Origin of the sequence: Pseudomonas sp. xss_4 (assembly GCF_043104125.1) — a bacterium.
Classification (GTDB): Bacteria; Pseudomonadota; Gammaproteobacteria; order Pseudomonadales; family Pseudomonadaceae; genus Aquipseudomonas; species Aquipseudomonas parafulva_B.
The window spans coordinates 79,600-102,688 of record NZ_JBICKJ010000096.1; the positions used below are offsets into that span (position 1 = coordinate 79,600).

General features: G+C 63.0%; 27 protein-coding genes. 11 read left to right on the forward strand and 16 right to left on the reverse strand.

Going from position 1 to position 23,089, the window contains the following annotated elements; genetic code table 11:
* Positions 1-83 precede the first annotated feature (83 nt).
* A complete protein-coding gene (locus tag ACF8GB_RS21940; RefSeq protein WP_392527636.1) occupies positions 84-1,955 on the forward strand; it encodes a TonB-dependent receptor domain-containing protein in 1,872 nt (623 codons plus the stop codon).
* Here ACF8GB_RS21940 and ACF8GB_RS21945 read toward each other — a convergent pair.
* The 12 genes from ACF8GB_RS21945 to nrdR form a co-directional block, all read right to left on the reverse strand.
* On the reverse strand, positions 1,927-2,745 hold the full coding sequence (locus ACF8GB_RS21945) for a cobalamin-binding protein (RefSeq protein WP_078479189.1): 819 nt from the start codon (positions 2,743-2,745) through the stop codon (positions 1,927-1,929). The genes ACF8GB_RS21940 and ACF8GB_RS21945 overlap by 29 nt on opposite strands.
* Positions 2,745-3,164 carry a hypothetical protein gene (locus ACF8GB_RS21950; RefSeq protein ID WP_058603975.1) on the reverse strand — a complete coding sequence of 140 codons (420 nt, stop codon included), beginning with the start codon at positions 3,162-3,164 and terminating at the stop codon, positions 2,745-2,747. Before ACF8GB_RS21950 ends, ACF8GB_RS21945 begins: the two co-directional genes overlap by 1 nt.
* Entirely contained in the window at positions 3,161-3,778 is a 618-nt protein-coding gene (gene ribA, locus ACF8GB_RS21955) for a GTP cyclohydrolase II (RefSeq protein WP_023534989.1), read from the reverse strand. Before ribA ends, ACF8GB_RS21950 begins: the two co-directional genes overlap by 4 nt.
* 133 nt (positions 3,779-3,911) lie before the next feature.
* On the reverse strand, positions 3,912-4,652 hold the full coding sequence (locus ACF8GB_RS21960) for an ABC transporter substrate-binding protein (RefSeq protein WP_197844161.1): 741 nt from the start codon (positions 4,650-4,652) through the stop codon (positions 3,912-3,914).
* A 13-nt stretch (positions 4,653-4,665) separates the two neighbouring features.
* Positions 4,666-5,169 carry a phosphatidylglycerophosphatase A gene (locus ACF8GB_RS21965; protein WP_023535011.1) on the reverse strand — a complete coding sequence of 168 codons (504 nt, stop codon included), beginning with the start codon at positions 5,167-5,169 and terminating at the stop codon, positions 4,666-4,668.
* Positions 5,166-6,140: a thiamine-phosphate kinase gene (gene thiL / locus ACF8GB_RS21970; RefSeq protein WP_392475790.1), complete on the reverse strand. Its 975-nt coding sequence runs from the start codon at positions 6,138-6,140 to the stop codon at positions 5,166-5,168. Before thiL ends, ACF8GB_RS21965 begins: the two co-directional genes overlap by 4 nt.
* 18 nt (positions 6,141-6,158) lie before the next feature.
* Positions 6,159-6,659, reverse strand: a complete 501-nt coding sequence (gene nusB, locus ACF8GB_RS21975; protein ID WP_144965412.1) for a transcription antitermination factor NusB — start codon at positions 6,657-6,659, stop codon at positions 6,159-6,161.
* Positions 6,656-7,132: a 6,7-dimethyl-8-ribityllumazine synthase gene (gene ribE / locus ACF8GB_RS21980; RefSeq protein ID WP_023534949.1), complete on the reverse strand. Its 477-nt coding sequence runs from the start codon at positions 7,130-7,132 to the stop codon at positions 6,656-6,658. The genes nusB and ribE overlap by 4 nt, the downstream gene beginning before the upstream one ends.
* A gap of 92 nt (positions 7,133-7,224) precedes the next feature.
* Positions 7,225-8,316 (reverse strand): bifunctional 3,4-dihydroxy-2-butanone-4-phosphate synthase/GTP cyclohydrolase II, encoded by a 1,092-nt coding sequence (gene ribBA / locus ACF8GB_RS21985; protein WP_392527637.1) that lies wholly within the window; start codon positions 8,314-8,316, stop codon positions 7,225-7,227.
* Positions 8,317-8,334: 18 nt separating this feature from the next.
* Positions 8,335-9,000, reverse strand: a complete 666-nt coding sequence (locus tag ACF8GB_RS21990) for a riboflavin synthase (RefSeq protein WP_023534964.1) — start codon at positions 8,998-9,000, stop codon at positions 8,335-8,337.
* Between the two features lie 40 nt (positions 9,001-9,040).
* On the reverse strand, positions 9,041-10,171 hold the full coding sequence (ribD, locus tag ACF8GB_RS21995) for a bifunctional diaminohydroxyphosphoribosylaminopyrimidine deaminase/5-amino-6-(5-phosphoribosylamino)uracil reductase RibD (protein ID WP_392527639.1): 1,131 nt from the start codon (positions 10,169-10,171) through the stop codon (positions 9,041-9,043).
* Positions 10,172-10,173: 2 nt separating this feature from the next.
* Entirely contained in the window at positions 10,174-10,638 is a 465-nt protein-coding gene (gene nrdR / locus ACF8GB_RS22000; protein ID WP_027915127.1) for a transcriptional regulator NrdR, read from the reverse strand.
* 105 nt (positions 10,639-10,743) lie between these two features.
* Between nrdR and ACF8GB_RS22005 the strand changes: the two genes are divergently transcribed.
* From ACF8GB_RS22005 to trxA, 3 genes are read left to right on the forward strand one after another with little or no spacing between them, the layout of a single operon-like run.
* Positions 10,744-11,196 (forward strand): YbaY family lipoprotein, encoded by a 453-nt coding sequence (locus tag ACF8GB_RS22005; protein WP_058638671.1) that lies wholly within the window; start codon positions 10,744-10,746, stop codon positions 11,194-11,196.
* Entirely contained in the window at positions 11,197-11,856 is a 660-nt protein-coding gene (locus ACF8GB_RS22010) for a 50S ribosomal protein L11 methyltransferase (protein WP_326383775.1), read from the forward strand.
* Positions 11,857-11,887: 31 nt separating this feature from the next.
* Positions 11,888-12,760: a thioredoxin gene (trxA, locus tag ACF8GB_RS22015; RefSeq protein ID WP_058603969.1), complete on the forward strand. Its 873-nt coding sequence runs from the start codon at positions 11,888-11,890 to the stop codon at positions 12,758-12,760.
* A 180-nt stretch (positions 12,761-12,940) separates the two neighbouring features.
* Here the strand turns inward: trxA and ACF8GB_RS22020 are convergent, their stop codons facing one another.
* Positions 12,941-13,300, reverse strand: coding sequence for a hypothetical protein (locus ACF8GB_RS22020; RefSeq protein WP_058638672.1), 360 nt, complete (start codon positions 13,298-13,300; stop codon positions 12,941-12,943).
* A 126-nt stretch (positions 13,301-13,426) separates the two neighbouring features.
* Between ACF8GB_RS22020 and ACF8GB_RS22025 the strand changes: the two genes are divergently transcribed.
* The 5 genes from ACF8GB_RS22025 to ACF8GB_RS22045 all read left to right on the forward strand — a co-directional run bounded on the left by ACF8GB_RS22025 (position 13,427) and on the right by ACF8GB_RS22045 (position 17,394).
* Positions 13,427-14,005 carry a DUF2796 domain-containing protein gene (locus ACF8GB_RS22025; protein WP_058638673.1) on the forward strand — a complete coding sequence of 193 codons (579 nt, stop codon included), beginning with the start codon at positions 13,427-13,429 and terminating at the stop codon, positions 14,003-14,005.
* Positions 14,006-14,716, forward strand: coding sequence for an ABC transporter ATP-binding protein (locus ACF8GB_RS22030; protein WP_058603966.1), 711 nt, complete (start codon positions 14,006-14,008; stop codon positions 14,714-14,716).
* Positions 14,716-15,981: an ABC transporter permease gene (locus tag ACF8GB_RS22035; RefSeq protein ID WP_392475775.1), complete on the forward strand. Its 1,266-nt coding sequence runs from the start codon at positions 14,716-14,718 to the stop codon at positions 15,979-15,981. The genes ACF8GB_RS22030 and ACF8GB_RS22035 overlap by 1 nt, the downstream gene beginning before the upstream one ends.
* A gap of 135 nt (positions 15,982-16,116) precedes the next feature.
* A complete protein-coding gene (locus ACF8GB_RS22040) occupies positions 16,117-16,602 on the forward strand; it encodes a DUF3299 domain-containing protein (protein ID WP_033737060.1) in 486 nt (161 codons plus the stop codon).
* A gap of 108 nt (positions 16,603-16,710) precedes the next feature.
* Positions 16,711-17,394, forward strand: coding sequence for an OmpW family protein (locus ACF8GB_RS22045; protein WP_100852333.1), 684 nt, complete (start codon positions 16,711-16,713; stop codon positions 17,392-17,394).
* A gap of 87 nt (positions 17,395-17,481) precedes the next feature.
* Here ACF8GB_RS22045 and ACF8GB_RS22050 read toward each other — a convergent pair whose 3' ends face one another.
* Together ACF8GB_RS22050 and ACF8GB_RS22055 are read right to left on the reverse strand one after the other, a co-directional pair.
* The gene (locus ACF8GB_RS22050) at positions 17,482-18,417 is read right to left on the reverse strand and encodes an NAD-dependent epimerase/dehydratase family protein (RefSeq protein ID WP_058603962.1); all 936 of its coding nucleotides are present in this window, start codon (positions 18,415-18,417) and stop codon (positions 17,482-17,484) included.
* Complete coding sequence (locus ACF8GB_RS22055; RefSeq protein WP_033695074.1) at positions 18,410-19,294, reverse strand: sugar nucleotide-binding protein; 885 nt, start codon at positions 19,292-19,294, stop codon at positions 18,410-18,412. The genes ACF8GB_RS22050 and ACF8GB_RS22055 overlap by 8 nt, the downstream gene beginning before the upstream one ends.
* Before the next feature lie 417 nt (positions 19,295-19,711).
* Between ACF8GB_RS22055 and ACF8GB_RS22060 the strand changes: the two genes are divergently transcribed.
* Positions 19,712-20,551: an alpha/beta fold hydrolase gene (locus tag ACF8GB_RS22060; RefSeq protein ID WP_230382775.1), complete on the forward strand. Its 840-nt coding sequence runs from the start codon at positions 19,712-19,714 to the stop codon at positions 20,549-20,551.
* Between the two features lie 11 nt (positions 20,552-20,562).
* On the opposite strand, the gene ACF8GB_RS22065 is transcribed toward ACF8GB_RS22060, so the two are convergent.
* Positions 20,563-21,372: a helix-turn-helix transcriptional regulator gene (locus tag ACF8GB_RS22065; RefSeq protein WP_058603960.1), complete on the reverse strand. Its 810-nt coding sequence runs from the start codon at positions 21,370-21,372 to the stop codon at positions 20,563-20,565.
* A 178-nt stretch (positions 21,373-21,550) separates the two neighbouring features.
* Here ACF8GB_RS22065 and ACF8GB_RS22070 point away from each other — a divergent pair, with 178 nt between their 5' ends.
* Positions 21,551-22,993 carry a sodium:alanine symporter family protein gene (locus tag ACF8GB_RS22070; protein WP_058638680.1) on the forward strand — a complete coding sequence of 481 codons (1,443 nt, stop codon included), beginning with the start codon at positions 21,551-21,553 and terminating at the stop codon, positions 22,991-22,993.
* The last annotated feature ends 96 nt before the right edge of the window (positions 22,994-23,089 follow it).

The window sequence follows — 23,089 nt, forward strand, 5'->3', positions numbered from 1 at the left end:
CATGGCGACTCTGAGGGCAAGGGCCTTTCTCCGCTGGGCCCCGTCGTGTTGGAGTGCGCAGACTTCGCAGACGTGTACCGCCCGTGAAAAACCCGACCCTCGCCACCCTGCTTTGCCTTCCTCTGCCCCTGCTGGCGTCCGAACGCGACGAAGCCCTTAAACTGCCCGATGTGCTCATCAGCGCCAGCCGCCAGGTAGAGTCGCGCACCGCCACCAGTGCTGCGAACACCGTGTTCACCCGGACCGATATCGACCGCCTGCAGCCGAGCAGCGTCATGGACCTGCTCAGCCGCGTGCCGGGCGTGCAGGTGGCACCGACCGGCGGACGCGGCAGCTTGCCAGGCCTTTTCATTCGCGGCACGAAGACTGCGCAAACGCTGGTGTTGGTCGATGGTGTACGCATCGCCAACGCGACCTCAGGCGACAGCGGCCTGCAGTTTCTCAACGTCGACCAGATCGAGCGTGTCGAAGTGCTTCGCGGCTCCCGGTCGGCGGTGTATGGCAGCGATGCCATTGGCGGGGTCATCCAGGTGTTCACCCGGCGCAGCGTCGGAGATGGCCTGCACCCGCGTGTGCGTCTGGCCGCCGGTAGCCGAAAAACCTTCCAGCGCAGCCTGGGTGTGTCGGGCGCCGACGGCTCAACGCGCTTCAACCTGGGCGCAAGCCTGGACGAAACGGCAGGCATCGATTCAACAGGACCGTCGTTCGGCAGCGACGCCGACCATGACGCTTACCGTAACAAATCGCTCAACTTCAGCCTGAGCCAGACGCTCGGCGAGCGCGTGGAAGTCGGCATGAACCTGCTGCACAATCAGGGCCGCAGTCAATACGACAACCCATTCGGCGGCTTCGACCCTGTCACCTACGAAAGCGTCGGCCAGCAGCCTTACACCGACTTCAGTATCGCCAGCCTGGGCAGTTACCTCGACGCCCAGCCCAACGACAACTGGCACACGCGGCTGGAGGTAGCGCACAGCGAAAACCGTGACGACAAGCGCGACATGTTGAGCAGTGAACGCTTTGTGTTCAACACCTACCGCGACCAGATGACGTGGCAGAACGACTTGGCGCTGGACGACCGGCACAGCCTGCTCGCCGGTGCCGACTGGTATCAGGACCGGGTGCACGCCAGTACCGACTTCGAAAAGGACAGCCGTTGGAACCGGGCGGTGTTTCTTCAGCACCGCTACCAAGGCACGCTGTTTTCCACTGAAGTGGGCGTACGCCAGGACCGCAACGAGCAATTCGGCACCCATACCACCTGGAGTGGCAGCGTGACCGTTGCGCTGGATGATCGCAATGATGTAGTGCTGTCCTATAGCGAAGGTTTCCGGGCACCTACGTTCAACGACCTGTACTACCCGCAGTTCAGCAACCCTGACCTGGACCCCGAGCATTCTAGAACCCATGAAGTGCAGTGGCGCAGCCAGCTGTCTTCCGACACCCGCCTGGAGGCTTCCTTGTACCGCACCGACCTGCGCGATGCGATCGTGTTCGGCCAGGATGCTATTCCCCGCAACGTGGCCTCGGCGCGCGTCGACGGTGTAGAGCTGGCCCTGGCCCAGCAGTGGGGCGACTGGAGCAGCCAGCTGGGCCTGGCGATGATCGACCCCCGAGACCGCGACAGTGGCCATACATTGGCCCGACGGGCACGCCGCACCCTGAGCCTGGATCTGGACCGCCGTGTGGGTCCCTTCGGCGTCGGTGCCAGTGTGCAAGCCGTCAGCAGCAGCTACGACGATGAAGGCAACCGCAGCCGTTTGGGTGGGTACGGGCTGCTGGGGCTGCGCGGCAGTTGGGCAGCCACCGAGGCGCTGACGGTGGAAGCGAAGCTGGACAACCTGTTCGACCGTGGCTACAGCCGCGCCCTGTACAGCTACGAGGGCAACCCCCACGCCTATCGGGAAGAAGGGCGCACGTTGTTGTTCAGCGTGACCTGGACACCGGCGCTCTAGCAGCTAGCAGTTCGCACAGGCGAGCCGTCGCTTCGATCATCTGCCCACTGGGGCGCTCGATGCCGTTGTCCGGTACCACCAGCAAGCCGTCCTGCGCCACCGCGCGCAGCATCGGCCAGGCCTTCCAGCTGGCCAACTGTTGCACATCTGCGGCCAGGATGATGTCGGGGTCGCGGGCGATGACCGACTCCACGCTCACCTGTGGCGCTGCCGGGTTCAAATCCGCAAAGACATTCCGCGCACCACAGACGGCGAGCGCATCGCTGATCACTTGTTGCCCACCCAGGGTGTACAAAGGGTGATCCCAGACTTGGTAGAAGACCTGCAGAGGCCTGTCACGGTGGTATTGCTGGCGCAGTGCCTTCAATCGTGCCCGCAAGGCGTGAGCGTAGCGGCGCCCTTGATCAGCGCGGCCCACGTGCTCGGCAATTTCTTCGATCTGGCCAATCAACTGTTCGATGCCGCGGGGCTCTGCGCTGAAAGTAGGGATGCCTAGACGCTTGAGCTGGTCGCGCTGCGCAGGGGGTACGCTGCCCGGCCACAGCAAGAGCAGATCAGGGCGCAGACTGAGCAAGCGCTCCATATCCAGCTGGCCATAGCGCCCCACCGAGGGGAGCGCTCGCAGCGCAGGGGGCCGTTCCCCCCCATCGAGCACCCCCACCAGCAGATCGCCTGCCTGAAGTTCGAGCATGATGTCCGTCATCGACGGCGCCAGGCTGACGACGCGCACTGGCCCAGCGCTCGCCAGGCTACAGGCCAGAAGCGCCAGCCCCGCAATGAGCCGGCGCATCAGCCGAGCTGAGGCGGCAGGCGGTACAGGTACAGCAACACCACGGTGGACAAGGCCAGCAGCACCTGCGGGACGGTCTCCAGCCCTACCAGCACCGACACCGCGGCTACCCAGGCGGGGAAGCAGGCATAGGTCATGGCCAGGCGCCGCACGCGAGCCAGTTCGATCCACGCAGCAGGCTCGGCTTCGGTACCGAGGGCCTTGGAGGTGGCAATCAGCGCGCGCTTGTAGGCCCCGAAGCGCGGCAAGGTGAGAAACAATGTGGCTGCGCCAGCGATGAACAGCGGCATGGCCAACATGGGAATCATCGCCTCGCCACCGCCAAAGGCCCAGGCCATGACCGGCAGCGGCACGAGGCCCACCGCCAGGTATTGCCACCAGGCCAGGGCAAGACGCCGCTTGACCTCGGCGCGGGTCACGCCTGGGGCACCTCGCCCTGGTGTTCGTTGCCCAGCATATGGCCCAGCTTGCCGGCCTTGGTCGCCAGGTAATGGCTGTTGTGCGGGTTGTGCCCGGTATGCAGCGGCACACGCTCGGCCACCACGATATCCATGTCGGTCAGGGCCTTGACCTTGCGCGGGTTGTTGGTCATCAAGCGCAACGCCTTGACTCCCAGGTGCTCTAGCATTGGCAGGCAGATGGCGTAGTCGCGTTGGTCGGCGGCAAACCCGAGGCGCTCATTGGCTTCGACCGTGTCCGCCCCGCCGTCCTGCAGTTCATAGGCGCGGATTTTGTTCAGCAGGCCAATGCCACGGCCTTCCTGGCGCAGGTAAAGCAGCACGCCACGGCCTTCTCGGGCGATCGCCTGGAGGGCAGCTTCGAGTTGCGACCCGCAATCACAGCGTTGACTGAACAAGGCGTCGCCGGTCAGGCACTCGGAATGCAGGCGCCCCAATACCGGCTGCCCATCGGCGATATCACCCAGGCTGAGCACCACGTGCTCGCGGCCGGTGGCTTCATCCAGAAAGCCGTGCATGGTGAAAGTCGCGAAAGGCGTCGGGAGTTTAGAGGCTGCAACAAAGACGACGGGCACGTTGTGCTCCTGGGATAAGTGGGAATTTCAATGGACCGATTGTATCAGCAGCTTACGAGCAGTGCTCTGGCAGTATACCGCCGGTTATTATCGAAAACCTCGATGCGTGGCAGGTGCGGCTATGCGCAACGCGCTACGGCTTGGCGCTGGTATCGAAAGGATAAGGCTGTTTCCAACGCTCGAATATCGGCCTGAGTTCGCCGCTGCGCACCAGTTCGGCCATGCGTTTGTCGAACACATCACGCAATGCCTCACCCCGCTCACTGCGGGCGAACGCCAGGTACATGGGCAGCTCGACCACGTGGGTACGCCGGAATCGACCAGGTTGCGAGCTTTGCCCAATGACGTAGTCCACTTCGGTCATGGCGTCGACATAGAAGTCCACCCGGTCATGCTCAAGCATGGGCAGAATGCCTTCGCGTCGCTGGATTTCACGGTACTCCCGCACGCGGGGCAGGTATTTGCCATAGGCATAGCCACGCACCCAGGCCAGGCGATAGTCGCCTATGGTTGCCAGTGTGGGGGCCGGCTTGCTGGCAAGCCCGAGGGCGTAGACATGGTCGACGTCGAAATGCCAGCGAGGGTAGAGGTTGTCTTCACTTTCGTTCTTGTAGGAGCCGACCCAGGCATCAGCCTCGCCACGTTTGACCAGGCCAATGGCACGGCTGTAGGGCGCACTCTGCGGCACGACCTCGATCCCTGCGGGCTGGAACACCTTACGCATCACGTCCCAGGCCACACCGGTGCCATCTGCGTTGGTGTAGTCGGCCCACTCCTCGCTGACCAGGTGAACCTGGTCAGGTTGGCTATCGCCGGCAGTCGCCCACGGGGCCGCGACCATCAGTAATGCCAGCAGCATACCCTTCAGCACCATGGCAGCCCCCGTTCTATGCGACAGCCCATACCAGAACCTGCATGCCCAACCAGGCGAAGACGCCGGCCAGCACGTCATCGAGCATGATGCCGACGCCGCCATGGACGTGACGATCAATCCAACGGATGGGCCAAGGCTTGAGGATGTCGAAGAAGCGGAACATCAGAAAGCCCGCCAACAGCCACTGCCAGCCATCGGGCACCAGCCACAGCGTAATCCACATGCCGACCATTTCGTCCCAGACGATGCCTTCATGATCATGCACGCGCAAGTCATTGGCCACCTTGCCGCACAGCCAGAAGCCGAACAGCATGGTGATACCCAGTACCAGCCAGTAGCCCCAATCGGGCAGCATCTGCCAGAGCGGAATGAAGGGTATCGCCACCAGCGAGCCCCAGGTGCCAGGCGCCTTGGGCAAGGTGCCGGAGCCGAACCCGAACGCGATGAAGTGCCAAGGGTTGCGCCAGACCGATGGCGGAACGAACTCCGCAGGCACCTGATTGGGGTGGTCGGTCACGGTATCTCCCTAAAGTGTTGGTAGCCCCGCTGCCGAGGCGTGATGTCCTGACCGTGCGCGTCGCGCAGGGACACGCCCTGCCCTTGCAGTACGCGGCCAATGGGGTAGACCTGGATGAAGCCAAAGTGCGCAAGGTGCGTCAAGGCGTCCGGGGGTGCCGTGAACGCTAGGATGTAGTCGTCACCACCGGCGAGCGCTGCCTGCACGGCCGCCTCGCGCCCCAGGAACGCCTCCACTTCGGGGGACACCGGCACTTGTGCCACGTTCACCTCGAGCGCCACGCCAGAGGCCTTGGCGATATGACCGCAATCGGCTAGCAAGCCATCGGAAATATCGAGTGCCGCCGTAGCGTGCCCTCTGAGCAAGGCACCGAGGGTGAGCTGCGGCATGGGCGCCCAATAGTGGGCCAGCAGCGGCGCTGCCACGGCCGGCGGTGCCTGGCGCTGCCCGAGCACCAGGGGCAAGGCGCCAGCGGCCTTGCCCAGCGAGCCACCGACATACAGCAGGTCGCCTGGCTGGGCGCCAGTGCGTCGTAATGCCTGCCCGGTGGGCACACGGCCGAACACCGTCACGGTGATGCTCAACGGACCTCGGGTCGTGTCACCGCCAATCAGGCTCATGCGGCAACGGTGTGCCATGCGGCTGAGCCCTGCCGAAAACTCCTCCAACCACTCGTGGCTGACGTCAGGCAGGGTAAGGGCCAGCGTGAAGCCGATCGCAGTAGCGCCCATGGCGGCCAGGTCACTGACAGCGACGGCCAGGCAGCGCTGCCCCAGCAGCTTCGGGTCGCAGACGGCAGGGAAATGCACGCCGGCTACCAAGGTGTCGGTCGAGACGGCCAACTGCTCACCGGGAGGGAGATCCAACAGGGCACAGTCGTCACCGATGCCCAGCGCCACCCCTTCGCCCTCGCCGTGCACTGCACAGTGCGCGGAGGCGAAGTAACGGTTGATCAGCTCGAACTCACCCATGGCCAGGCTGCGCCGCAATCAGCGCTTGTTCGCCTTGACTTCGACTTCGCGCAGCGTCGGTGCCAGTTTGTCGAGCACGCCGTTGACGAACTTGTGGCCGTCGGTGGCGCCGAAGACCTTGGCCAGCTCGACGCCTTCGTTGATCACAACGCGATAAGGCACGTCGATGCGCTTGATGAATTCCCAAGTGGACAGACGCAACACGGCCAGTTCGACCGGGTCGAGCTCGTCGAGGCTCAGGTCCAGGCAGGGCTTGAGCGCACCGTCGATTTCGTCCTTGATGGCCGGAACGCCATGCAGGATTTCACGGAAGTAGGCGCCGTCGACATCCGCAAAATCGTTATCGACCCGAAACTGCGCTTCGATCTCGTTCAACGAATGCTGCGCCATGTGCCATTGATACAGTGCCTGGGTCGCGAGCTTGCGGGCTTCACGGCGCTTGGCGCTCTTCGATGGCTTGCCGGCATCCGCAGGTTTGGGATCGCGCGGGTTGAAACGATCGCTTTCGTCGCTAATCACTTGGCCTCCAACTGCGCCAGCAGGCTTACCATTTCCAGGGCAGACAGGGCGGCTTCTGCACCTTTGTTGCCGGCCTTGGTGCCGGAACGCTCGATGGCCTGCTCGATGGAGTCGACGGTCAGTACGCCGAACGCCACAGGGACACCGAACTCCATGGACACCTGGGCCAGGCCTTTGGTGCACTCGCCCGCCACGTATTCAAAATGCGGGGTGCCGCCACGGATCACAGCGCCCAGTGCGATGATCGCGTCGTAAGCACCCTGTTGGGCGACCTTCTGGGCAACCAGCGGAATTTCGAACGCGCCAGGTGCACGGATGATGGTGATGTCGTTTTCGCTGACGCCATGGCGTACCAGGGCATCAACGGCACCACTTACCAGGCTTTCGACAACGAAGCTGTTGAAGCGGCCAACCACCAAAGCATAGCGACCTTTGGGGGCAATGAAGGTACCTTCGATGGTCTTCAGGGTCATTGCGATATTCTCATCTTCAAACGCAAGGCCGCTTGCTGGCGGCCTCGACAGGGGTATGGACTCGAGCTGCAGGGCGTGATTGCCGCCTCAAGTCACTCGGAGGGCACGTATTCTACAACTTCCAGGTCGAATCCGGATATCGCATTGAACTTCATCGGCGAACTCATCAGGCGCATCTTGCGCACGCCCAGGTCACGCAGGATCTGCGAACCGGCACCCACAGTGCTGTAGGTGGTCGGGGTCTTGGCCGGTGCATCGCCTGCGCTTTCGCGGATATGAGCCAGCAGCACGTCGCCATCAAGCGGGTGCCCCAGCAGCAGCACCACACCGCTTCCGGCTTCGGCCACGGCGGCCATGGCGGCGCGCAGGCTCCAGCGGCCCGGCTGCTTGACCAGCAGCAGGTCACGCAGCGGGTCCATGTTGTGCACCCGCACCAGGGTGGGCTCTTCGGCGCAGATGGTGCCCAGGGTCAAGGCCATGTGCACGTCACCTTCCACCGCATCGCGGTAGGTGACCAGGTTGAACTCGCCCAGCTCGCTTTCCACCGACTGCTCGGAGACCCGCTGCACGGTGCGCTCGTGGATCATGCGGTAGTGAATGAGATCGGCGATGGTGCCGATCTTCAGGCCGTGCTCGGCCGCGAACACTTCCAGTTCGGCGCGGCGCGACATGGTGCCGTCGTCGTTCATCACCTCGCAGATCACGCCGCTGGGTTCGAACCCGGCCATGCGTGCCAGGTCGCAGGCTGCCTCGGTGTGCCCGGCGCGTGCCAGCGTACCGCCTGGCTGAGCCATGAGCGGGAAGATATGCCCGGGGCTGACGATGTCTTCAGCCTTGGCGTCCTGGGCGGCAGCCGCTTGCACGGTGCGGGCACGGTCGGCGGCGGAGATGCCGGTGGTGACCCCTTCGGCCGCCTCGATCGAAACGGTGAACTTGGTGCCGAAACCCGAACCATTGCGCGGCGCCATCAGCGGCAGCTTGAGGGTTTCGCAACGTTCGCGGGTCATTGGCATGCAGATCAGGCCACGGGCGTGCTTGGCCATGAAGTTGATGTGCTCGGGCTGGCAGCATTCGGCTGCCATGATGATATCGCCTTCGTTCTCGCGGTCTTCGTCATCCATCAGGATGACCATTTTGCCCTGGCGGATGTCTTCGACCAGTTCTTCGATGCTGTTGAGCGCCACGCGGCACCCCCTTCTCAATCAGGATTTCAAGAAGCCGTTGGCGGCCAGGAAACTTTCGGTGATGCCACTGCCCTTGCTCGGCTCGGCCGCCTTGTCGCCCAGCAGCAAGCGCTCCAGGTAACGGGCCAGCAGGTCGACCTCAAGGTTAACCCGACGCCCTGCGCGGTAGTCGGCCATGATGGTTTCGGACAGGGTGTGCGGGACGATGGTCAGCTCGAATTCGGCGCCATTGACCTCATTGACCGTCAAGCTGGTGCCATCGACGGTGATCGAACCCTTGTGGGCGATGTACTTGGCCAGTTCTCGCGGCGCACGCACGCGAAACTGGATGGCGCGGGCGTTATCGCTGCGCGAGATGATTTCGCCCACGCCGTCGACATGGCCGCTGACCAGGTGCCCCCCCAGGCGGGTGGTGGGCGTCAGCGCTTTTTCAAGGTTGACCTTGCTGCCACTTTTCAGGTCGACGAAGGCCGTGCGCTTGAGGGTTTCCACGCTGACATCGGCCCAGAAGCCGTTGCCCGGCAACTCCACCGCCGTCAGGCACACGCCATTGACGGCGATGCTGTCGCCAAGCTTGACGTCACCCAGGTCGAGCTTGCCGGTGTCGACGTGCACGCGCACGTCGCCGCCTTTGGGCGTCAGGCTGCGGATGGTGCCGATGGATTCGATGATGCCGGTGAACATGGGTCTTCCTCAAAACGGTGTGCGCGGGGCAAGCCGCGCATTATACGCCGGGAGCAGGCAGCGGTACGGCTGTGACCCGCCAGTCATCGCCTACTGCGCGCATGTCGGTGATCTTCAGCCGCGGTGCCTCGCTCATGCGGTTCAGTGGCCAGTCCAGCAGGGGACGTGCGCTTGAGCCCAGGAAGGTGCCGGCCATGAACAGCTGGTACTCGTCGACAAGGCCTTGCTGGGCGAAGGCACCCACCAGACCTGCGCCGGCTTCCAGCAGGATTTCGTTGACGCCACGGGCGGCCAGGGCTTGAAGCAGGGCACGCAGGTCGACATGGCCATTGTCACCCGGAAGGCTAAGCAGTTCATGGCCGGCAGCGGCATAACGTGGGTCATCTGCGACGGCGGTCACCACCAGCGCCGGGCCGGCCTGGAAGAATGGTGCCTGCAAGGGCAAGCGCAAACGGCCATCGACCAGCACCCGCAGCGGTGCCCGGCTCAGGGCAAGCGCGGTGGTTTCGGCGTCCAGGCCCAACTCGGCGCCACGCACCGTCATGCGTGCACCGTCAGCCAGCACGCTGCTTGCACTGGTCAGCACCACGCTTGAGCGCGCCCGCAGGCGCTGCACGGCAGAACGCGCCGCAGGGCCGGTGATCCACTGGCTTTCGCCGCTGGCCATGGCGGTACGACCATCCAGGCTCATGGCCAGCTTGGCACGCACGAACGGCAACCCCTGCTCCATGCGCTTGAGAAACCCAGGGTTGAGTGCCCGTGCCTGCGCTTCGAGCACCCCGCTGACCACGTCGATACCGGCCTGGGCAAGCCGCTGCAGGCCTTGCCCGGCTACCTGGGGATTCGGGTCCTGCATGGCGGCCACCACCCGCGCCACACCGGCCTTGACCAAGGCTTCGGCACACGGCGGCGTACGGCCATGGTGGCTGCAGGGTTCGAGGGTGACATAGGCACAGCCGCCCCGTGCACGCTCGCCTGCCTGGGCAAGCGCATGCACCTCGGCATGGGGCTCCCCGGCGCGTACATGCCAGCCCTCGCCCACCACCTCGCCATCGCGGACGATGACGCAGCCCACACGCGGGTTGGGGTGGGTGGTGTAGAGCCCCTTGCGCGCCAACTCAAGCGCGCGGGCCATGTAATGGGCGTCAAGCACAGCTGCGGGGGTTTGCATGCTCACTCTTTGGCTGGCTCACGGGCCAGGCGGTCGATTTCTTCGCGGAATTCGTCAAGGTCCTGGAAGCGCCGATAAACCGAGGCGAAGCGGATGTAGGCCACTTCATCGAGCTTGCGCAACTCGCCCATCACCAGCTCGCCCACCACCAGCGACTTGACCTCGCGCTCACCGGTGGCGCGCAGCCGACTCTTGATGTGGGCCAGGGCGGCTTCGAGGCGCTCGACACTGACAGGGCGTTTTTCCAGCGCACGCTGCATGCCGGCCCGCAACTTGTCTTCGTCGAAGGGCTGGCGAGTACCGTCCTGCTTGATCAGCCGGGGTAGTACCAGCTCGGCGGTTTCGAAGGTGGTGAAGCGCTCGCCGCAGGCGACGCATTCGCGACGGCGCCGCACTTGCTCGCCCTCGGCGACCAGGCGCGAGTCGATGACCTTGGTGTCGTTGGCACCGCAAAACGGACAGTGCATGGTGGCAGGCAACAAAAAAAGGGAGGGCCATGGTAGCGCATCCCACTGGCAAGACAAGCCAAAGGGGTTAACATCCATGCAATTCTGCCCCTGAAGGACTACCCCATGCCTCTTCGCGCGCTTGCCGTGCTGTGCTGCGCCGCCCTGCTCACCGCCTGCGGCAGTGACCGGCCCAAGACCGAACAACCGCCTGCCCCGGCGCCCGCCAAGGTGGCCAAAAAGGCCCAGCCGCTTGGCCCCTTGCCGGCTTATCAGCGCGAGCTGAGCGGCACGTTGCTTGGAATCCCCGCAGGCGCAGAGGTGGAACTTGCCCTGCTGGTGATCGATGAGCGCGATCGGCCGCAACAGCTGCTGGCCAGTAGCACCCTGCCGGGTACCGGACAGGCCTTGCCCTACCAGCTGCGCTTCAATCCCGAGGCATTTCCGGCCGGCGCCAGGGTGGAGCTGCGCGGACGAGCCAGCCGCTCTGGCCAGTTGATCATGCACTTGCCGCCGCTGCGCATCACCCAGGCACAGACCCAGGCCACCGGCCCGCTGCAGTTCGAAAAGGCACCGTAAGTGGCGCCAGTGGCATTGCAACAGGCCCTGAGCGGCCTGATTGGCGAAGCACGGCTGGTGATCAGCGACCTGCCCGGCTGCGCGTTGAAACTATGGCTGATCGATGACCAGAACATGGACCGCGCCTTCAGCAGTGAAGAAACCCGGCGCATTCTCGAAGACCCGCCGTACTGGAGCTTCTGCTGGGCCAGTGGCCTGGCCATGGCGCGCTACCTGGCCGAGCATCGGGAGTGGGTAGCCGGCAAGCGGGTGCTCGATTTTGGCGCCGGTTCCGGCATCGCTGGCATTGCCGCCGCCCGTGCAGGTGCGCTGGAGGTCGTGGCCTGCGACCTTGATCCGCTCGCCTTGGACGCCTGCCGTGCCAACGCCGCCTTGAACGAGGTGGAACTGGGCTACAGCAGCGACTTTTTTGCCGAAGGTGACCGTTTTGACCTGATCCTGGTGGCCGATGTGCTCTACGACCGCGCCAACCTGCCGCTGCTCGATGCCTTCCTCGACCGGGGCCGACAGGTACTGGTAGCCGACTCGCGCGTGCGGGACTTCAGCCACCCTTTGTACCGATCGCTCGGGGTGCTCGACGCCTTGACCCTTCCGGACCTGGCCGAGCCGCACGAATTCCGCCGGGTCAGCCTGTACCACGCCAGCCGCGAGCCTTTATAGTGGTGCCATTCACGGATTTGCGAGAGTCGCGATGAGCCAGGACACCCCATACATCTTCGATGCCACCGATGCCACGTTCCAGCAATTGGTGATCGAGAACTCATTCCACAAGCCGGTGCTGGTCGATTTCTGGGCCGAATGGTGCGCGCCGTGCAAGGCTTTGATGCCCCTTCTGGCAAAAATTGCCGAGGAGTACCAGGGCGAACTGCTGCTGGCCAAGATCAACTGTGACGTCGAGCAGCAGGTAGTGGCGCAATTCGGCATCCGCAGCCTGCCGACCGTGGTGCTGTTCAAGGATGGCCAGCCGGTCGACGGCTTTGCCGGTGCCCAGCCGGAATCGGCGATCCGCGCCATGCTCGAGCCGCATGTGCAGCTGCCGGCGCCACCCACCGCTTCGCCGCTGGAACAGGCTCAGGCGCTGTTCGCCGAAAGCCGCTTTGGCGAAGCCGAAGCCGTGCTGCAGCAATTGCTTGCAGAGGACAACAGCAACGCCGAAGGCCTGATTCTGTACGCCCGCTGTCTGGCCGAGCGCGGTGAACTGGGCGAGGCCCAGGTGGTGCTGGATGCGGTCAAGACAGAGGACCACAAGGCCGCTCTGGCCGGCGCCAAGGCGCAACTGACGTTCCTGCGCCAGGCCGCCAGCCTGCCGGAGGTTGCCGACCTGAAAAGTCGCCTGGCGCAGAATCCACAGGATGACGAAGCCACGTATCAACTGTGCATTCAGCAGTTGGCACGCCAGCAGTACGAGCCCGCGCTCGAAAGCCTGCTCAAGCTGTTCCAGCGCAATCGCGGTTACGAGAACGGGCTGCCACACAAAGCATTGCTACAGGTGTTCGAGTTGCTCGGCAGTGCCCATCCGCTGGTGGGTACGTATCGCCGTAAGCTGTTTGCAGCGATGTACTGACGCTTATCAGGCGTGGAGGCATGAGCAAGGTACGCCACCCTGCTCATGCCCTAGTGCTCAAACTCTGCTCTGGGATACGAGCGGCTCGGTACTGATCAGGCCCAGCACCTGTTGCCTGGGTTGCTCCGCCTTGCCCCGTGAGCCGGCCACTGACACGCTTGTCACGCCGTTCGAGGTCGTCTACGCCTTTTCGCCGGCCTGCCACACATACACCGGCGTTTCGCCCTCACTGAACACCCGCACTTGCCCATGGTGCCGCAACCGCACCAGCAACCGCTTGGCTGCGCCAAAGTCCCCCGTGAGGCCCTGCAAATGCTCAAGCAGCTCAGGCCCCTCCATCCGGCCAGCCGTGCGCAATAATTCGCAGGCTACCCGCCACGGCCCATCATCCTTTGCTGCTGCGGGAGGCACCGCGGCAGCTGGCTGGGGTGTCGAAGCGGGGAGCTGTTCGGCTGGCCGTGCCAACTGCGCCCATTCCTGGGGATCAAGCTCGATGGTCAAGTCCACCGGCCACTTACCGATCGTTCCACGAATTCTCACTGTAGGTCCTCGCTCAAGTCATTGTCGCCATGCTACCGCAACATGAAACCTGAGCCACGAGGCTGGCGGCCTGCCAAACAATCGTTATAACATAACTAATCCTACAATCCGCTCCTGGAGTCGCCCATGCGTCGTCTGCTGCTCGCCTTGCCCTTCGCCTGCTTGCCATTGGCCATGACGGCCCATGCCCACGGAGAACATGAGCATGATCACGGCCATGGCACGCTTGCCGCCCATGAGCATGGCGTGGCCAAGCTCAATGCCGTGCTTGACGGCAATACCCTGGAGCTTGAGCTGGACAGCCCGGCGATGAACCTGGTCGGCTTCGAGCACATGGCCAGCAGCGATGCCGACAAGGCCAAGGTGGCCGCGGTGCGTCAGCAGTTGGAACAGCCCCTGAAGTTGTTCGCCTTGACGGCGGCCGCGGGTTGCACACCAGACCAGCAAGAACTGCAAAGCCCGCTGTTTGGGGATGCCGCCAAGGCGGACGATGATGCCGACGAGCACGAAAAAGGCCACGTTCACAGCGACATCAACGCCCATTACCAACTCACCTGCACAGCGCCCGAAAAACTCACTCAGATCGACCTGTCGCCGCTGTTCAAGGCCTTCCCCGCCACGCAGAAAATCAATGTGCAATTGATCGGCCCGAACGGCCAGAAGGGGGTGGAAACCTCGCCAACCAAGGCTGTGGTCACACTCTGAATGAACCAGCCGCTGATCCACCTGCAAGACCTGGCGTTCGCCTGGCCGGGACAACCGCCGTTGCTGGATATCCCGGCCTTTGAACTGCAAGCCGGTGAAGCCGTGTTTCTCAAGGGCCCAAGCGGCAGTGGCAAGACCACACTGCTGGGCCTGCTCGGCGGGGTCAACCGGCCAGGCCGTGGGCGAATCCAACTGCTTGGACAGGACTTGGCCCTACTCGGCCAAGGTGCCCGCGACCGTTTCCGTGTGGACCACACCGGCTACATCTTCCAGCAATTCAACCTGCTGCCGTTTCTCTCGGTGCGGGAAAATGTCGAGCTGCCCTGTCGTTTCTCGCGCAGCCGCGCCCAGCGTGCCGTCGAGCGCCACGGTAGCGTCGACCAGGCCGCCCGCGAATTGCTTGCCCACTTGGGCCTGGGCGATCCGCAGTTGCTCACGCGGCGAGCCGACAGCCTGTCGATCGGCCAGCAGCAACGCGTCGCCGCCGCCCGCGCCTTGATCGGCCAACCCGAGCTGGTGATCGCCGATGAACCCACATCAGCGCTGGATGCCGATACCCGCGAAGCGTTCATCGCCCTGCTGTTCAACGAATGCCGCGCGGCAGGATCAAGCCTGCTGTTCGTCAGTCATGACCAGAGCCTGGCCCCGCTGTTCGACCGACACCTGTCCCTGGCCGAGCTCAATCGCGCCGCCAAGCCCCGGGAGGCATGATGTACCTGCTTCGCCTTGCCCTGGCCAGCCTGGCCAACCGCCGCTTCACCGCCTTTCTGACCGCGTTTGCCATCGCCTTGTCGGTTTGCCTGCTGCTGGCTGTCGAACGGGTGCGCACCGAAGCCCGCGCCAGCTTTGCCAGCACCATCAGTGGTACTGACCTGATTGTCGGTGCGCGTTCAGGTTCGGTGAACCTGCTGCTGTACTCGGTGTTTCGCATCGGCAATGCCACCAACAACATACGCTGGGACAGCTACCAGCACTACGCCCAGGACCCACGGGTGAAGTGGGCGATCCCCATCTCGCTGGGCGACTCGCACCGCGGCTACCGGGTGATGGGCACCACCGGCGCCTATTTCGACCACTATCAGTACGGGCGCAAGCAGCACCTGGCGTTGCGCGAGGGCCGGGAATTTGCCGACGATCCTTTCGAAGTGGTACTGGGCGCGGAGGTTGCCGACGCCTTGCACTACAAGCTGGGCGACAAACTGGTGCTGGCCCATGGCGTGGCGGCGATCAGCCTGGTCAAGCACGACGACAAACCATTTACCGTGGTCGGTGTACTCAAGCGCACCGGCACGCCGGTTGACCGCACCTTGTACATCAGCCTGGCCGGCATGGAGGCGATCCATATCGACTGGCACAACGGGGTGCCGGCCCGAGGTGCGGGACGCATCAGTGCAGAACAGGCGCGTGGCATGGACCTGCAACCCGCTGCGATCACGGCGTTCATGCTGGGCTTGAACAACAAGATCGCCACCTTCAGCCTGCAGCGCGAAATCAATGAATACCGCAGCGAGCCGCTGTTGGCGATTTTGCCGGGGGTGGCGTTGCAGGAGTTGTGGAGCCTGATGGGCACTGCCGAACAAGCCCTGTTCGTGGTCTCGCTGTTCGTTGTGCTGACCGGGCTGATCGGCATGCTCACGGCGATTCTTACCAGTCTGAACGAGCGCCGCCGGGAAATGGCGATCCTGCGCTCGGTAGGTGCACGACCATGGCACATCGCCGGGCTGCTGGTACTTGAGGCTCTGGCTCTGGCAACGGCCGGGATCGTTGCCGGGCTTGGCCTGCTGTACGCCGGCATCGCCCTGGCCCAGGGTTACGTGCAGGCCAACTATGGCTTGTACCTGCCATTGGCCTGGCCCAGCACGCATGAATGGTCGTTGCTGGCTATCATCCTTGGCGCAGCGCTGTTGATGGGCAGCGTTCCGGCATGGCGAGCCTATCGGCAGTCGTTGGCAGATGGTTTGTCGATCCACCTTTGAGAGCCTGTGATGATCCGATTTCTCACTGCCTGCCTCGGGGCTCTCCATGCGCTTGCAAGCGCATGGACATGCCGTATGGGGGCCCGCCTGCCAACCGGTAGCCCCGCCCGGCGCCTGCTTTTTTCGCTGCTCGTGATGCTTGCGGTACCTGCATGGGCATCGCAGCCCAGAGAGCTCGACTGGCCCGCCCTGATCCCCGAAGGCGCACCGGTCGTCGCGCCGCAACTGGCGCCCCTGCATGACATGTCGCAGCTCAGCGATGCACTGTCTGCCGAGTCCGCCCCGGCCGCGCGCCAGCAGGCGCCTGCTGCACCCGTGGTGAACAGCCTCGATGGCCAGCAGATCAAGCTGCCGGGCTACATCGTGCCGCTGGAGGTCAATGAGCAAGGCCGCACCACCGAATTTCTGCTGGTGCCGTACTACGGTGCGTGCATCCACGTGCCCCCGCCCCCGTCGAACCAGATTGTGCACATCGTCAGTGAAATGGGCGTAAGGGTCGAAGATCTGTATCAGCCCTACTGGATAGAGGGCACGATGCATGTCAAACCCTCGAGCAGCGAACTGGCTGAGGCGGGTTACCAGATGGAAGCCGAGAAGATCTACGCCTACGAACTCAGATGAGCCTTCCGAAGGCCGGTGCAGACGCTTCTTTGAGCTGGGTCAAACTTTCTGTTTAGTTGCATCCGTACCATTGGACTACACGATTATCAACGTCCTTTGGGAGCTTCCATGAACAAGTCCTTGCTCGGTGCCTCACTCGTGGCCCTGGCACTCACCGCCCCGGCTGCGCACGCTTATCAACCCGGTGATTTCATCGTACGTGCTGGCGCCATCACCACCGCGCCCAACGAGAGCAGCAGCGACCTGAAGTTCGACGGCAACAAGGTGGCAGGCACCAAGGCGACCCTGGACAGCGATACCCAGCTGGGTCTGGCATTCGCCTACATGCTCACCGACCACATTGGCCTGGAATTGCTGGCAGCCACGCCGTTCAAGCACACGGTAGGGGTGAAAGGGCTGGGCGGTGGGCTGGATGGCAAGCTGGCCGACATCAAGCAACTGCCGCCGACCCTTTCGTTGCAGTACTACCCGATGGAGGCGTCGTCGAAGTTCCAACCCTATGCGGGCGTGGGCATCAACTACACCTTGTTCTTCGATGAAGACCTGAGCAGCAACCGCAAGCAACAAGGGTTCAGCAACCTGAAACTGCAGGATTCGGTCGGGTTCGCCGGCCAGCTGGGCATGGACTACATGATCACCGACAACCTGCTGGTCAACGCCGCTGTCTGGTATGTGGACATCGACACCAAGGCCAGCGTGAACGGCCCGAGCGCCTTGGGCTATAGCAAGACCAAGGTCGACGTGGACGTGGACCCTTGGGTCTACATGGTCGGCCTGGGCTACAAGTTCTGATCGAGCGCTGCAAAACACACGGGGCGGCCAAGGCCGCCCCGTTTCGTTACTGTCGTACTGAGCGCCGGACTGGGCGCCCATCGGTTGCTAACGGAGCTTGCCCAACAACCGGGACAGGCCCTCCACCATCGAGGTGGCCCGCTTGAAGTCGAAGCGAGCCAGCAACCGCCTGTTGTCCGCACGCGAATGGCGGATGTCGCCCGAGCGCGGCGTGGTATAGCTGACTGCGGGCAAGCTGCCCACCACCTGCTGGAGCGCAGCGAGCATCTGGTTCAGTGACGTGGCCTGGTTGAGACCGATGTTCACGGCCCCCTCCTCGACCTGCGCTTGCTCGAGCGCTTGCACCATGACCTGTACCAGGTCACCCACATACAGGAAGTCCCGCGTCTGCTCGCCGTCACCGAACACGGTGATTGGCTGACCTTGCAGTGCACGCTCGCTGAAGATGCTGATGACGCCCGAATAAGGCGAGGAAGGGTCCTGCCGCGGCCCGAAGATGTTGAAGAACCGGAATATCACAGGCTCAAGCCCATGCTGGCGCCGGTAGAAGTCCAGGTACTGCTCGCTGGCCAGCTTGTCCACGGCATACGGTGTCAGCGGCGCCTTGGGCGTATCTTCGGCAATGGACTGGCCTTCACCGTTGTTGCCATAGACCGCTGCACTGGACGCGAACAACACGCGACGCACCCCGTGAACACGCATGGCTTCGCACACGTTGAGCGTGCCGATGAAATTGCTCTGGTGCGTGCGCACCGGATCGTCGACCGAAGCCTGCACCGAGGCCACCGCAGCCAAGTGCACCACGGCCTGGCAGCCTGCCGCTGCGCGTTGGACCAATTCGGCGTCGGCAACGTCCCCCTCGACAAGCTCAAGCAGGGGGTGGCCCAGTTGCAGGTTGTCGCGCTTGCCCGTGGAGAGGTCGTCGACAATGCGCACGGCGTAGCCACGCGCCAGCAAGGCGTCGCTCAGGTGAGAGCCGATGAAGCCGGCACCGCCGGTGATCAGGATGGGGGCATCAGCCATGGCGATAGAACCGGTCCAGAAGAGGCGGCAAGCCTGCACGCCAGGCACGGGGCTTGATACCGAAGGTGTGAAGGATTTTCTTGCACGCCAGCACTGCGTTCTGCGGCTCTTCGCTGGCATCCGGGCGCGCGGCATGGGCCTGCGGCGTTGGCGTCTGCACCGCGAGCTGTCGATGCTGGCCGGCCTCGGCGAGGATCGCCTGGCCTAGCGCCACAGGCGTGGTCGCTTCGTTCCCGGCGTAGTGGTAGGTACCCCACAACGGCGAATTGCAGTCCAGTTGCTTGAGCACCGAGAGAATGACCCTGGCCGCATCGTCGACGGGTGTCGGGTTGCCACGCCGATCATCGGCCAGCAGCAATTCCTGGGGTAGCTCGGCGCGCGTCAGGAAACGGCCAAGCAGGCCATCGATACTTTCGTCCAGCACCCAGCCGAACCGCAACAGCACATGTTGCGGGCAGGCCGCACGCACGCTTTGTTCGATACGCCAGAGCGCCTGCCCGCGCAGGCCAAGCGGCAAAGGCTCGTCCTTTTCGCTGTAGGCGGTGGCACGCGAGCCATCGAACACGCGGTAGCTCGAGGGCTGGACCAGCGTGATCTGGTGGTGCTGGCACAACTCTGCCAGCCGCTCCACGGCGCGTTCCTGAAGCGCCAGACGCTGCTCGCTGACCGACTCGGCCTGGAACCAGTCGAAGTAATACGCCAGGTTGACCACGGCGTCGGGACGATGATCGTCGAGCAACTGGGTAAGGCTGGCAGGCGCCCAGCCCTCCTCTGGAGGGCGCGGCGCCATGAAAGCGATGTCCTCCTCGGCCCCAAGACGAATCAGCGCTTGCCCGAGGGCATTGCCACCACCCAACAGCATTAGGCGCATACGCATAGAGTCAGCAGATCCGGAGGTTGTAAGGGAAAGCGGCCATTTTGCGGTTTCCGGGCGGGGAAGTCCAACGTGGGGCATGCGGATGCTGCAAGTGGTGGCAGTGCCGACGCCCCAAAAACGATGGAAAAATCATTCGGAGAAAAGCCCTACGATGCATTAGGCAATGACTGACTTCCACACCTCAGCGAAAGGGCTTTGAATTGCAGATTCGGCTGGCCTCAGTAGTGCTGAAGAGGGCCCTTGCTGCCTTGTTAGATGCATAGCTAGCCAAGCACAGGCAGCGCGCTACGCTCTTGGTCATGTTCGTAAAACCGCGGTTGGTAAGCGGCTGCATCCTCATGCTGCTCGAACTGCTTACCGAGCCGCACAACCCTATCAGTAACTGGCTAACACGCCTTTCGTAGAGACTGTTCGCACATGCAAGCCTACTCCTGCGGGCGCCTGAAATGGCAATATGAAGAACCCGCTCCAGGCATGGAATGGTTTATCGACGAAGGATTCGGAAGCTACGAACAACAGGCCCGTCTGCTAGTACCCGATATGCAACGCGCAGCACCTGTTTTTGTACTGGCGGGCGCTCGGTCCGATTTTACTCGGCTCAATCCACTGCTCTACCGCCTACAGGCTGCAGGTATCGGCTCGCTCACGGCGAACTTGTCAGGGCATAGTCTAGCCAGCGCACCAGGTGCAGCAGCGCCTTCGCTGGTTATAAACCTTGAAGAAGCATGGCGCTTTCATTCGCATATCGCGCTTGAGTGCCGAACCCTGATTGGTCACAGCCTCGGCGCAGCCTTGGCATTGAAAATGGCAGCACAGTTGCCGCATGTGGACACGCTTATCCTTGTCTGCCCTGCGATCTATCCAGACAGCGCCTACTCACTGCCATTTGGCCCGGCATTTTCGGCGGCCATCAGAAAGCCCTTCGCATTTTTCGATTGCGACAGCTACCTCTTTCTTGAACGATTTCCGGGCCGAGTTCTGTTGCTGATCGGCGAGCACGATGGGCTTGACTCGCGTCATCTCTCAAGACCCCCTGGCACAGGCGCGGGCCACGTGTGGCACGCAGGCGCAGAACGGTACAGCCCCATACCTGCAGAACTAATCAGCGCCCTAACACACTCGACTGCGCCAGAGCGTTTTCAGTGCCTCATTCTTGAAAACTGCGATCACGGCATCCCCTCCTATTTGCGGGCTAACCCGGATATCGCCGATCAGGTCACAAGCATTGTGACGGACTTCATTCTTGATGCTGTTTAACGAATTGCTCCCTACTCGACTTCAAACAACCCATTCCTGAGCGGGCCCACATCCAACCGCTCGCGGATGTCTTCATCTATGCGAGGGTCATCAGGCCGGTACAGTTTTACCTGGCGGTAGGCGTTGATGCGATTGATCTCCTGCCCCAGGTACTCCCACACCACTCGGGTACAGGCGGGATTGCGCCGGTCGCCGCTGGACACGCCGGCCTTGAGGCCGTTGAGGCGGGTGATACGGCTTTTGAAGCTGGGGATGAGAATGGTCTGGCTCATCTCGTTGTAGGTAAGCGATTCGTAGTCGATCAGGAACACCCGGTCCTGCAACTGAAAAGCAGCCCCCAGGTACCGACAACGCACTTCGGCATGCTGGTCCGTTGCGCTCGACCGCTCCTGCCGCTCCTGGCGCTCGAACAGAAAGCGCCCGCCCTCCTCCCACAGATGCACCAGTGATACCAGGACCGTACCCGGCACCGACATGCAATTGGAGTACTCGAAGTAATACCCGCAGTAACGCGACAAGTTGCCCGCGTGATCATGCAGAGGTCGAAACAGCTCGCTGATCGGATCGCCGGTTTGCTCGACCGAGGACGGTACTCGCGCGCCGATCAAGCGTGAAAACTGATCGGCGGGCAGGTCAAGCTCGTATTCCTCCACCCCGAAGAAATCGCCAATGCGTTTGAGGTTGTAAGCCGTCGGACGGCTTTGCCCGCTCAGGTATTTGTTGAACTGGGCGCGATTGATCGACAGTTGGCGGCAAACTTCGGAGATAGAGCGGTAGTGGCTGCAAGCCAGCTTGAGATTGGTAGCGAAATGCTCGCTCATGACAATAGCCTACGTGACGCGAATGGCGCCAGTTTAGCATCAAGTCGCATCAATTAAGACCAAGCCGCGAAATTGTAACGACTCTTGTCATGGCCAACCATGCGCCCCAACGAATAGCGGCACGCCTGCCGGCCGCTGGTCTTTCCACACGAAGAATAAGAATCGAGGTCATTTTCCAATGCTCGAAGTACTCAACGATTTCCTTTCGGGGAAACTGCTCATCGTGCTGATCGTGGGGCTGGGTAGCTACTTCACCCTCCGTTCCCGGTTCGTCCAGTTCCGCCACTTCGCACACATGTTTGGTGTGTTCAAGGAATCGCTGCGTGGCCAGGCAGGCCAACTGAGTTCATTCCAGGCCCTGATGCTGAGCCTGGCCGGCCGCGTGGGCGCCGGTAACATTGCCGGTGTCGGCATCGCCGTGACCCTGGGCGGCCCAGGTGCCGTGTTCTGGATGTGGGTCACCGCGCTGGTGGGCATGTCGAGCAGCTTCTTCGAATGTACCCTGGCCCAGGTGTACAAGCGCGCCGACGGCGATGGCCTGTACCGTGGCGGCCCGGCCTACTACATTCAGCATGGCCTGAAGTACAAAGGCATGGCGATCGTCTTCTCGATCCTGCTGCTGGTCACCTATGGCTTCGCCTTCATCGGCCTGCAGTCGTACACCGTGACCCACTCGCTGCAAAACGCCTTCCACTTCGATCCGCGCCACACCGGCATCGTGCTGGCAGTGCTGCTGGCCATCACCTTCATTGGTGGCATCAAGCGCATCGCGGCGGTGTCCGACCTGCTCGTACCGATCAAGACCTTGGCCTACATCGGCGTGACCCTGTACGTGATCGGCACCCAGATCGAACACGTGCCGGCCATGCTCGAGACCATCTTCAAGAGCGCTTTCGGTCTTGACCCCGCGTTCGGCGGCCTGCTGGGCAGCGCCATCGTCATGGGCGTGAAGCGTGGCGTATTCGCCAACGAAGCGGGCCTTGGCAGTGCACCGAACGTGGCCGCCGTCGCAGCCGTGAAGCACCCAGGTGCCCAGGGCGTGGTACAGGCGTTCAGCGTGTTCCTCGATACGTTCGTGATCTGCACCTGCACCGCGCTGCTGATCCTGCTGTCGGGCTTCTACACCCCTGGTTTCGAGGGTGACGGCATTGTCCTGACCCAGAACTCGCTGGCTGCCGTGGTAGGCGACTGGGGCCGTATCTTCGTGAGCGTGGCGCTGTCGCTGTTCGTGTTCACCTGCATCCTCTACAACTACTACCTGGGCGAGAACAGCCTGCAGTTCCTCAGCCGTAACCGGGCTGTATTGATGGGCTTCCGTGCCCTGGTACTGGCGCTGGTGGTATGGGGCTCCATGCAGGACCTGACCACCGTGTTCGCCTTCGCCGACATCACCATGACGTGCCTGGCCTTCGTCAACCTGATGGCCCTGGCCTTGCTGTTCAAGGTCGGCCTGCGTGTGATGCGCGACTACGATGACCAGCGCAAGGCTGGCATCAAGCAGCCCGTGTTCGATTCGGCCAAGTTCGCCGACCTGGACCTGGACCGTAATGCATGGCCTGCCAATCCGCAGGTGGAAACAGCCGCTGACAAAGCTGTAGGCCAGGCTCAGCCGCTGCGCTGATAGGCTGACATCGCCAGCCGCCCCAGCGAGGGTTGTGCCAGTTGTTTGAGTCACCAGGGGCCGCATTGCGGCCCCACTAGCCTTCCCTCCAAAGCG

Excerpts from the sequence above, each read along its gene's own strand:
- ACF8GB_RS21945 (WP_078479189.1), bottom strand. The coding sequence starts at position 2,745 with ATGCGCCGGCTCATTGCGGGGCTGGCGCTTCTGGCCTGTAGCCTGGCG.
- ACF8GB_RS21960 (WP_197844161.1), bottom strand. The coding sequence starts at position 4,652 with ATGGTGCTGAAGGGTATGCTGCTGGCATTACTGATGGTCGCGGCCCCG.
- thiL (WP_392475790.1), bottom strand. The coding sequence starts at position 6,140 with ATGGGTGAGTTCGAGCTGATCAACCGTTACTTCGCCTCCGCGCACTGT.
- ribE (WP_023534949.1), bottom strand. The coding sequence starts at position 7,132 with ATGACCCTGAAGACCATCGAAGGTACCTTCATTGCCCCCAAAGGTCGC.
- ACF8GB_RS21990 (WP_023534964.1), bottom strand. The coding sequence starts at position 9,000 with ATGTTCACCGGCATCATCGAATCCATCGGCACCATCCGCAGCCTGACG.
- ribD (WP_392527639.1), bottom strand. The coding sequence starts at position 10,171 with ATGCAAACCCCCGCAGCTGTGCTTGACGCCCATTACATGGCCCGCGCG.
- nrdR (WP_027915127.1), bottom strand. The coding sequence starts at position 10,638 with ATGCACTGTCCGTTTTGCGGTGCCAACGACACCAAGGTCATCGACTCG.
- ACF8GB_RS22005 (WP_058638671.1), top strand. The coding sequence starts at position 10,744 with ATGCCTCTTCGCGCGCTTGCCGTGCTGTGCTGCGCCGCCCTGCTCACC.
- trxA (WP_058603969.1), top strand. The coding sequence starts at position 11,888 with ATGAGCCAGGACACCCCATACATCTTCGATGCCACCGATGCCACGTTC.
- ACF8GB_RS22025 (WP_058638673.1), top strand. The coding sequence starts at position 13,427 with ATGCGTCGTCTGCTGCTCGCCTTGCCCTTCGCCTGCTTGCCATTGGCC.
- ACF8GB_RS22030 (WP_058603966.1), top strand. The coding sequence starts at position 14,006 with ATGAACCAGCCGCTGATCCACCTGCAAGACCTGGCGTTCGCCTGGCCG.
- ACF8GB_RS22035 (WP_392475775.1), top strand. The coding sequence starts at position 14,716 with ATGTACCTGCTTCGCCTTGCCCTGGCCAGCCTGGCCAACCGCCGCTTC.
- ACF8GB_RS22040 (WP_033737060.1), top strand. The coding sequence starts at position 16,117 with ATGCTTGCGGTACCTGCATGGGCATCGCAGCCCAGAGAGCTCGACTGG.
- ACF8GB_RS22045 (WP_100852333.1), top strand. The coding sequence starts at position 16,711 with ATGAACAAGTCCTTGCTCGGTGCCTCACTCGTGGCCCTGGCACTCACC.
- ACF8GB_RS22050 (WP_058603962.1), bottom strand. The coding sequence starts at position 18,417 with ATGGCTGATGCCCCCATCCTGATCACCGGCGGTGCCGGCTTCATCGGC.
- ACF8GB_RS22055 (WP_033695074.1), bottom strand. The coding sequence starts at position 19,294 with ATGCGTATGCGCCTAATGCTGTTGGGTGGTGGCAATGCCCTCGGGCAA.
- ACF8GB_RS22060 (WP_230382775.1), top strand. The coding sequence starts at position 19,712 with ATGCAAGCCTACTCCTGCGGGCGCCTGAAATGGCAATATGAAGAACCC.
- ACF8GB_RS22065 (WP_058603960.1), bottom strand. The coding sequence starts at position 21,372 with ATGAGCGAGCATTTCGCTACCAATCTCAAGCTGGCTTGCAGCCACTAC.
- ACF8GB_RS22070 (WP_058638680.1), top strand. The coding sequence starts at position 21,551 with ATGCTCGAAGTACTCAACGATTTCCTTTCGGGGAAACTGCTCATCGTG.